Source organism: Puerhibacterium puerhi, from assembly GCF_009846865.1.
Classification (GTDB): domain Bacteria; phylum Actinomycetota; class Actinomycetes; order Actinomycetales; family Cellulomonadaceae; genus Puerhibacterium; species Puerhibacterium puerhi.
Map to the genome: position 1 here is coordinate 357,261 of NZ_WUWN01000001.1, position 7,482 is coordinate 364,742.

Annotated in this window: 7 protein-coding genes and 1 pseudogene; 3 read left to right on the top strand and 5 right to left on the bottom strand. The window is 78.8% G+C overall.

Features of this window, described 5'->3' with window-relative positions; genetic code table 11:
* The first annotated feature begins 65 nt into the window (after positions 1-65).
* The 3 genes from GSF02_RS01655 to GSF02_RS01665 all read left to right on the top strand — a co-directional run bounded on the left by GSF02_RS01655 (position 66) and on the right by GSF02_RS01665 (position 4,998).
* Positions 66-1,400, top strand: coding sequence for a M18 family aminopeptidase (locus tag GSF02_RS01655; RefSeq protein WP_159792056.1), 1,335 nt, complete (start codon positions 66-68; stop codon positions 1,398-1,400).
* Between the two features lie 127 nt (positions 1,401-1,527).
* Positions 1,528-4,119 (top strand): DEAD/DEAH box helicase, encoded by a 2,592-nt coding sequence (locus tag GSF02_RS01660; protein WP_159792136.1) that lies wholly within the window; start codon positions 1,528-1,530, stop codon positions 4,117-4,119.
* 9 nt (positions 4,120-4,128) lie between these two features.
* Positions 4,129-4,998: an HpcH/HpaI aldolase/citrate lyase family protein gene (locus tag GSF02_RS01665; RefSeq protein WP_159792058.1), complete on the top strand. Its 870-nt coding sequence runs from the start codon at positions 4,129-4,131 to the stop codon at positions 4,996-4,998.
* A 201-nt stretch (positions 4,999-5,199) separates the two neighbouring features.
* On the opposite strand, the pseudogene GSF02_RS18965 reads toward GSF02_RS01665, so the two are convergent.
* The 5 genes and pseudogenes from GSF02_RS18965 to GSF02_RS01690 all read right to left on the bottom strand — a co-directional run.
* Positions 5,200-5,652, bottom strand: a pseudogene (locus GSF02_RS18965) (Rv3654c family TadE-like protein); the annotation flags it as partial.
* Positions 5,553-5,918 (bottom strand): TadE family type IV pilus minor pilin, encoded by a 366-nt coding sequence (locus GSF02_RS01675; protein ID WP_159792060.1) that lies wholly within the window; start codon positions 5,916-5,918, stop codon positions 5,553-5,555. The gene GSF02_RS01675 and the pseudogene GSF02_RS18965, both read right to left, overlap by 100 nt.
* A 5-nt stretch (positions 5,919-5,923) precedes the next feature.
* Positions 5,924-6,178 carry a DUF4244 domain-containing protein gene (locus GSF02_RS01680; protein ID WP_159792062.1) on the bottom strand — a complete coding sequence of 85 codons (255 nt, stop codon included), beginning with the start codon at positions 6,176-6,178 and terminating at the stop codon, positions 5,924-5,926.
* Between the two features lie 138 nt (positions 6,179-6,316).
* On the bottom strand, positions 6,317-6,883 hold the full coding sequence (locus GSF02_RS01685; RefSeq protein ID WP_235915292.1) for a type II secretion system F family protein: 567 nt from the start codon (positions 6,881-6,883) through the stop codon (positions 6,317-6,319).
* A partial coding sequence (locus GSF02_RS01690; RefSeq protein ID WP_235915293.1) for a type II secretion system F family protein occupies positions 6,880-7,482 on the bottom strand: 603 nt, incomplete at its 5' end. The genes GSF02_RS01690 and GSF02_RS01685, both read right to left, overlap by 4 nt.

Consider the following 7,482-nt stretch of genomic DNA (forward strand, 5'->3'; position numbering starts at 1 on the left):
GCTCCCGCCGCGGGCCCCGGGCAGCGGTGCCGGGCGCTCCGGACGGCGCGTGGAAGACTGCGGCCATGCCTACCGTCTCCGTGCCTGCCCGACCTGTGCCTGACGAGGCCCGCGCCCACGCCGAGGACCTGGGCGCCTTCGTCACCGCCTCGCCGTCGTCGTTCCACGCCGCCGCCGAGATCGCGCGGCGCGCCGAGGCGGCGGGCTTCGTCCGGCTGGACGAGGCCGGCGCCTGGGACGTGGTCCCGGGCGGCCGGTACGTCGTCGTGCGGGACGGCTCCGCCGTCGCGTTCGTGGTGCCGGCGTCGGCAGGCGCCACGACCCCCTTCACCGTCGTGGGGGCGCACACCGACTCCCCCGGCTTCAAGCTCAAGCCGCACCCGACCACGGGCGCTGCCGGGTTCGCGCAGGCCGGCGTCGAGGTCTACGGCGGCCCGCTGCTCAACTCGTGGCTCGACCGCGAGCTGGAGCTCGCCGGCCGGGTCGTGACCGCCGACGGCGTCGAGCACCTGGTGCGCACCGGGCCGTTCCTGCGCATCCCGCAGCTGGCGATCCACCTCGACCGGTCGGTGAACGACGGGCTCGCCCTGGACAAGCAGCGGCACACCCAGCCCGTCTGGGGCCTGGCCGCCGGGCTCGGCGACGGCGCGGACCTGCTCGCGGCCCTCGCGGCGACCGCCGACGACGGCGCGGGCGTCGACCGCGACCAGGTGCTCGGCTACGACGTCGTCGTGGCCGACACCCAGGCCCCGCGTGCCTTCGGCGCCGACCGGGCGCTGTGGGCGTCCGGCCGGCTGGACAACCTGCTGTCGACGCACGCCGCGACCACGGCGCTGCTGGCCCTGGCCGCCGACGGCGCTCCGGAAGCGGGCCCGGTCGCCATGGTCGCCGCGTTCGACCACGAGGAGATCGGGTCGGAGTCGCGCTCGGGGGCCGCCGGGCCGTTCCTCGAGGACGTGCTGCTGCGGGTGTCCGCCGCGCTCGGCGCGTCGGCCGAGGAGCGGGCGCGCGCGTTCGCCGCGTCGTTCCACGTGAGCTCGGACGTCGGCCACGGCGTGCACCCCAACTTCCCGGAGCGCCACGACCCGGCCGTGCGCCCGCTCGTGGGCGGCGGGCCGATCCTCAAGATCAACGCCAACCAGCGCTACTCCACCGACGCCCACGGCGCCGCCCGCTGGCAGGCGGCGTGCGCGGCGGCGGGAGTGCCGAGCCAGGAGTTCGTGTCCAACAACTCCATCCCCTGCGGCTCGACGATCGGCCCCATCACCGCCACGCGGCTGGGCATCCGCACCGTCGACGTCGGCGTGCCGATCCTGTCGATGCACTCGGCGCGCGAGATGACGGCGGTGGTGGACCCCTGGTACCTGAGCCGGGCGATGGCGCAGGTGCTGCGCGGCTGACGGCGGGCACCGCCGGAGCCCCGCCGTCACCCCCGGGTGGGAGGATGGCGGGGTGCCGCAGCGTCCCTCCTCGTCGCCCGCGTCGGTCGACGCCGGGGCGTACGACGCCGCGCACCCGCTGCTCGACGTGCTGGTCGCCGGCGGGGCGCGCGCCGACCGGCTCACCCACGTGCGCACCCTGCCCGGCCGCGAGGGTCGCACGGCTGGCTGGCCGGGATGGGCCGACCCCGCCCTGGTCGACGGCTACCGCGCGCTCCGGGTCGAGCGGCCGTGGGTGCACCAGGTCCGGGCGGCCGACGCCGCGTGGGCGGGCCGGCACGTGGCGCTGGCGACGTCGACCGGCTCCGGCAAGTCGCTCGCGTTCTGGCTGCCCGCGCTGACCGCCGTCGGGCGCGACCTGCCGCCGCAGCGCCGCGGGACGGTGCTCTACCTGTCGCCCACCAAGGCGCTGGCGGCCGACCAGCTCGCCGGCCTGCAGCGGGTGGTCGCCGCGACGCGCGAGGCCGCCGGGCCCGGCGGCGGGGACCTGCGGGTCGCGACGTGCGACGGCGACACCCCCGCCGAGGAGCGCCGCTGGGTCACCGAGCACGCCGACGTGGTGCTCACCAACCCGGACTTCCTGCACTTCTCGATGCTGCCGGGCCACCGGCGGTGGGCCCGGTTCCTGCGCGGGCTGCGGTACGTCGTCGTCGACGAGGGGCACACCTACCGCGGGGTGTTCGGCGCGCACGTGGCGCTGGTGCTGCGGCGGCTGGCCCGCCTCGCGGCGCACTACCGGCCCCGCGGCGGCCCCGCGGGCGCGGGCGGCGACAACGGCACGAGCGGCACGGGCACCACTCCCGGCGGTGCGGGCCCGGACCGCCCCCTCGGCACCGTGGGCGCGCCCGGCCCGCTGACCTTCGTCGTGGCCAGCGCGACGACGGCGGACCCGGCCGCGAGCACCGCTCGGCTGCTCGGCGTGGCGCCGGACGAGGTCGTCGCCGTCGACGAGGACGCCTCGCCCGCCGGGCGGCGCACCGTGGTGCTGTGGCAGCCGCCGGAGCTCGACACGTTCGCCTTCGAGCGGTCCCCGGCTGCCGGCGAGGGCGAGCGGCCTGCGACGGCCGACGACCCGTGGGCGCTGCCGGACCCGCTCGACCCGGCGCACGTCGAGTCCGACGGCCCGGCCGTGGTCACCGAGGACGGCGCGGCGGAGCACCCGCGCCGGTCGGCCACCGCGGAGGCCGCCGACCTGCTGGCCGACCTGGCCGCGCACGGCGCCCGGACGCTGGCCTTCACGCGCTCGCGCCGTGGGGCGGAGTCGGTGGCGCAGCAGGCTCGCGACCACCTGCGGCCGGTCTCCACCGAGCTCAGCCACCGGGTCGCGGCCTACCGCGGCGGGTACCTGCCCGAGGAGCGGCGGGCGCTGGAGGAGGCGGTGCGCACGGGCGCCCTGCTCGGCCTGGCCACCACGAACGCCCTCGAGCTCGGGGTCGACATCTCCGGGCTGGACGCCGTGCTCATCGCCGGCTGGCCCGGCACCCGCATGTCCCTGTGGCAGCAGGCCGGGCGGGCCGGCCGGGCCGGCGCCGACGGGCTGGTGGCGTTCGTCGCCCGCGAGGATCCCCTCGACACGTACCTGGTGACCCACCCCGAGGCGGTGTTCGACGCCCCGCTCGAGGCGACGGTCTTCGACCCGACCAACCCGTACGTGCTCGCCCCGCAGCTGTGCGCCGCTGCCCAGGAGATCCCGCTGCGCGGCGACGACCTCGCCGACTTCGGCGACCCGGCGAGGGTCCGCGAGGTGCTCGACGTGCTCGTGGCGCGCGGCCTGCTGCGCCGGCGGCCCTCCGGCTGGTACTGGACCCACGCGCAGCCGGCGGCGGGCCTGGCCGACCTGCGCGGCAGCGGCGGGCAGCCGGTGCGGGTGGTCGAGGCGCCGACGGGCCGCCTGCTCGGCACCGTGGACGCCGGCAGCGCCGACGGGCAGGTGCACGACGGCGCCGTGTACGTCCACCAGGGCGTCACGTTCGTCGTCGACCGCCTGGACCTCACCGACCGGGTGGCGCTCGTGGTGCGCCGCGACGTCGACCACGGCACCTGGTCGCGCGAGGTCATGGAGATCGCGATCGAGGAGCCCGCCGAGGCGCCCGAGGGCTCGCGCGAGGTGGTCGAACGCTCGTGGGGGCCGATCACCTGGGGGCTGGGACCCGTCGAGGTCACCAGCCAGGTGGTCAGCTTCGAGCGGCGCCGACTGCCGGACATGCAGGTGCTCGGCACCGAGGCGCTCGACCTGCCGAGCCGCACGCTCGCGACGACGGCGGTGTGGTGGGCGGTGCCCGACGACGTCCTGGAGGCCGCGGGCCTGACGCCGGACGTCGTGCCCGGCGCGCTGCACGCCGCCGAGCACGCCTCGATCGGCCTGCTGCCGCTGCTGGCCACGTGCGACCGGTGGGACCTGGGCGGGGTCTCCACGGCGCTGCACGCCGACACCGGCCAGGCCACCGTGTTCGTCTACGACGCCTACCCGGGCGGTGCCGGCTTCGCCGAGCGCGGCTACGAGCTGGGCGCCACGTGGCTGCGCGCCACGCGGGACGCCATCGCGGCCTGCCCGTGCGACCACGGGTGCCCTGCGTGCGTCCAGTCGCCCAAGTGCGGCAACTACAACTCGCCCCTCGACAAGGCGCGGGCGGTGACGTTGTTGGACGTGGTGCTGAGCCACGCGCCCCAGGGCTCGTAGAGTCGCGGGGTGACGACCGACACCTCCCTCGACGAGCGACGCCGCTCCCGCGAGGACGCCCGCGTTGCCCCCGCCCACGCCCGGTCCTGGCTGCTGCTGTCCGCCCTGCGGACCGACCTGTTCGACGCGGCGCAGCTCTCGCGCGCCGACCAGGTCATCCTCGACTGCGAGGACGCCGTGGACGACAGCCTCAAGGACTCCGCCCGCGAGGGGGTGCTCGAGTGGCTCGCGGCCGGCGGCCGCGCCTGGGTGCGCATCAACGAGCGCAGCTCGGCGGCCTGGGCCGACGACGTCGCCGCGCTGCGCGACGCGCCCGGCCTGGTGGGCGTGATGCTCGCCAAGACCGAGAGCCCCGACGAGGTCATCGACACCGTGCAGCGCCTCGGCGGGCACCTGCCGGTGATCGCGCTGGTCGAGTCCGCCCTCGGCATCGAGGACGCCGTGTCGATCGCCCGCGCGCCCGGCGTCTTCCGCCTGGCCTTCGGCTCCGGCGACTACCGCCGTGACACCGGCGCCGCCAACGAGCCGCTCGCCATGGCCTACCCGCGCTCGCGCCTCGTCACCGCCTCGCGCATCGGCGGCCTCACCGGCCCGATCGACGGCCCGACCGTCGGCACCAGCCACCCGCTGGTGCGCGAGCAGTCGGCCGACGCCGTCGCGCTCGGCATGACCGGCAAGCTGTGCCTCGACCTCGAGCAGCCGGCGGTGGTCAACGAGTGCTTCAGCCCGTCCCCGGCGGACGTCGCCTGGGCCCTCGACTTCCTCGCGGACTTCGAGGCGTCCGGCGGCGTCATCCGCGACGGGTCCGACAAGCCCCGCCTGGGGCGCGCCCGCCTCATCCAGGAGCGGGCCCAGCTCTTCCGGGTCAACCCGTCCTGACGCCTCGGACCTGAGCGGGGCCGCGAAGGCCGGTGCGGCAGGCCCCGGCACCGCACCGGCCACCGCCGTCGGGGCTGCCGTCCCGGGCGGTGCGGTGCCGGGTGCTGCGGTGCCGGGTGCTGCGTTGCCGGGTGCTGCGGTGCCGGCTGCTGCGTCGTCGGGTGCGGTCCCGGGCACAGCACCGGGCCGCGGGCCGGCGCGAGCGTGCGCCTCCGCGGTGCCGAGCACCCCCGCCCACGACCCGCCCGGGCCCACGGCGGGGCGGGCGGCACGGACCGCCACGACGCCTGCGCCCTCGACGTCGCACGCGACGAGGTCGGCGTGGTTGCGGCCCACGGCAGCGGCGGCGGTGCCGCACGGGTCGTAGCCGTCGCGCAGCGCGGTGGCCGCGGCGAGCGCGCCGAGGTCGGCGGCCGCCTGCGCCGCGCCCCGGGCCCGCTGCGCGGCGCCGAGCGCCGCGACCGCGAGGGCCAGCAGCACGACGACGGCGGCGACGCCGAGCAGCAGCACCGTGCCGGCGCCGCGCTCGGCGCCCTCCGGCGCGCCCCGGGTGGTCACGGTTCGACCCACGCCGTGGCGCTGCCGCTCGCGCGCAGCGGCGCCGAGGCGAGCCAGCCGCCGGCCACCGGCCGCGTCACGGTCACCGCCACCCACGGGCCGTCCCGCTGCAGGGTCACCGCCGCGTCGTCGCCGCCCACCCGGGCCACGGTCTGCCGCACCGCGGCGTCGTCCTCCCCGATCGCCAGCGCGCGCGCCCCCGCGCGGGCCGCGTCCAGCGCGCGCATCTGCGCGGTGGACGCGGCCGCGAGGGTGAGCACCGCGACGAGCAGCAGCACCACCACCGGCAGCCCGACCGCGAGCTCGGCGGTCACCGAGCCGCGCTCGCGCCCGGCGGGGCGGGTGTCCGTCCGGCGTCCCACGGGCGTCAGCCGACCGACAGGGCGGTGCTGACGATGTTCTCGAGCAGCCCGCGCACCGTGTCGCTCTTGAGCACGGCGACGAGCAGGCCCGCGAAGCCGACGGCGGCGATCGTGGCGATCGCGTACTCCGCGGTGGCCAGCCCGGCCTCGGGGTCGCGGGTGTCGGGCGCCGCGTCGGCCGGTTGTGGCTCCTCGGGCGCGCGGGTGCCGCCGGGGCGCCCGTCGGGCGCGTCCGCCGCGGCGATGAGGGTCGTGGTCATGTCTCCTCCTGGGTGTCGCTCCTGGGTGTGACCCGACCGGGGGCCCGGCCGGGCGGGTCGTGCTGGTGGTGCGGCCGGGCGCGGCGGTGCCGCGCCCGGCGCCCGCCGTGGCACGGCGGGGTCCGAGGGCTCCCGGGCTCAGCCGGAGAGCAGGTCGATGCCGAGGGCGAGGAGCACGGGGGCGAGCCCGACGAGGACGAACGCCGGCAGGTAGCAGGCGCCGAGCGGCAGGACCAGCCGCACGCCGAGCCGCGCCGCCGCGGTACGAGCGGCGTTGCGGCGCTCCCGGCGCAGCTCCTCGCCCGCCGCGCGCAGCGACTCGCCCGGAGCGGCGCCGTCGACCCAGGCGGGACGCAGTGCGCGGTGCACGGTGCCGAGCCGCTCGGGGGCGTCCCGCCACGCGGCGTCCCACGGGGCGCCGAGGCGCAGCGCGTCGGCGACGCGCCCGAGCGACCGGCCGTCGTCGTCGCCCACCGCACCGCCGACCGTCTGCAGCGCCCGCGGGACGCCGGCCCCGGCCCGCAGCGCGGCACCGAGGAGCTCGAGCACCACGGGCACGTCGACGCGGGGGCCGCGGGGCTCGACGGGCGCGCGGACCTCTGCGGCGAGGGCGCGGGACCGCCGGTGCGCGGCGCGCTCCGCCGCCGCCCACGGCGCGCACGCCGCGAGCACCAGCAGCCCGACGACCGCCCCGGCCGCGGTCACGACGACACCTCCCCTGCGCGGCGCGCCGCCGCCACGAGGCGGCCCGTCCACCACCGGCCGGCGGCGAGCAGCACGAGCCCGAGCCCCACGGCGGCGCTGCCCGCGCCGCCGTCCGTGGCGGTCGCCACCGGGTCGGCGCCGAGGACCCAGCCGAGCAGCGCGCCCGCGGCGGGCAGCCACTGCAGCACCCGCGCTGTCGCGCGCGGCCCGGCGAGCGCGGCGTCCCGCTCGGCCTGGGCCTCCGCCTCGGCGACGAGCGTGTCGGACACCGCCTCGAGCACCCGCCCCAGCGGCGCCCCGACCTCGAGCGCGAGCCGGGTGGCGGCGGCGACCGACCGCGCGTGCTCCGGGCCGCCGACCACCGCGGCGAGCGCTTCCTCGTCGGGCACGCCCGCGCCGTCGACCGGCACGCCGGTGGCCCGCGACCAGGCCGCGCCCGGCGGTGCGCCGGAGCGCAGCAGCGCGGCGACCTGCGCGACGACCACGCGCACCTGGACGGCGCCGCCGTCGGGCCGGGCGGGCCCGCCGCGCCGCGGCCGGTCCGCGCCGCGGGCGACGGCGTGGCCGGGCACGGCCAGCGCCACGGACGCACGGCGCCC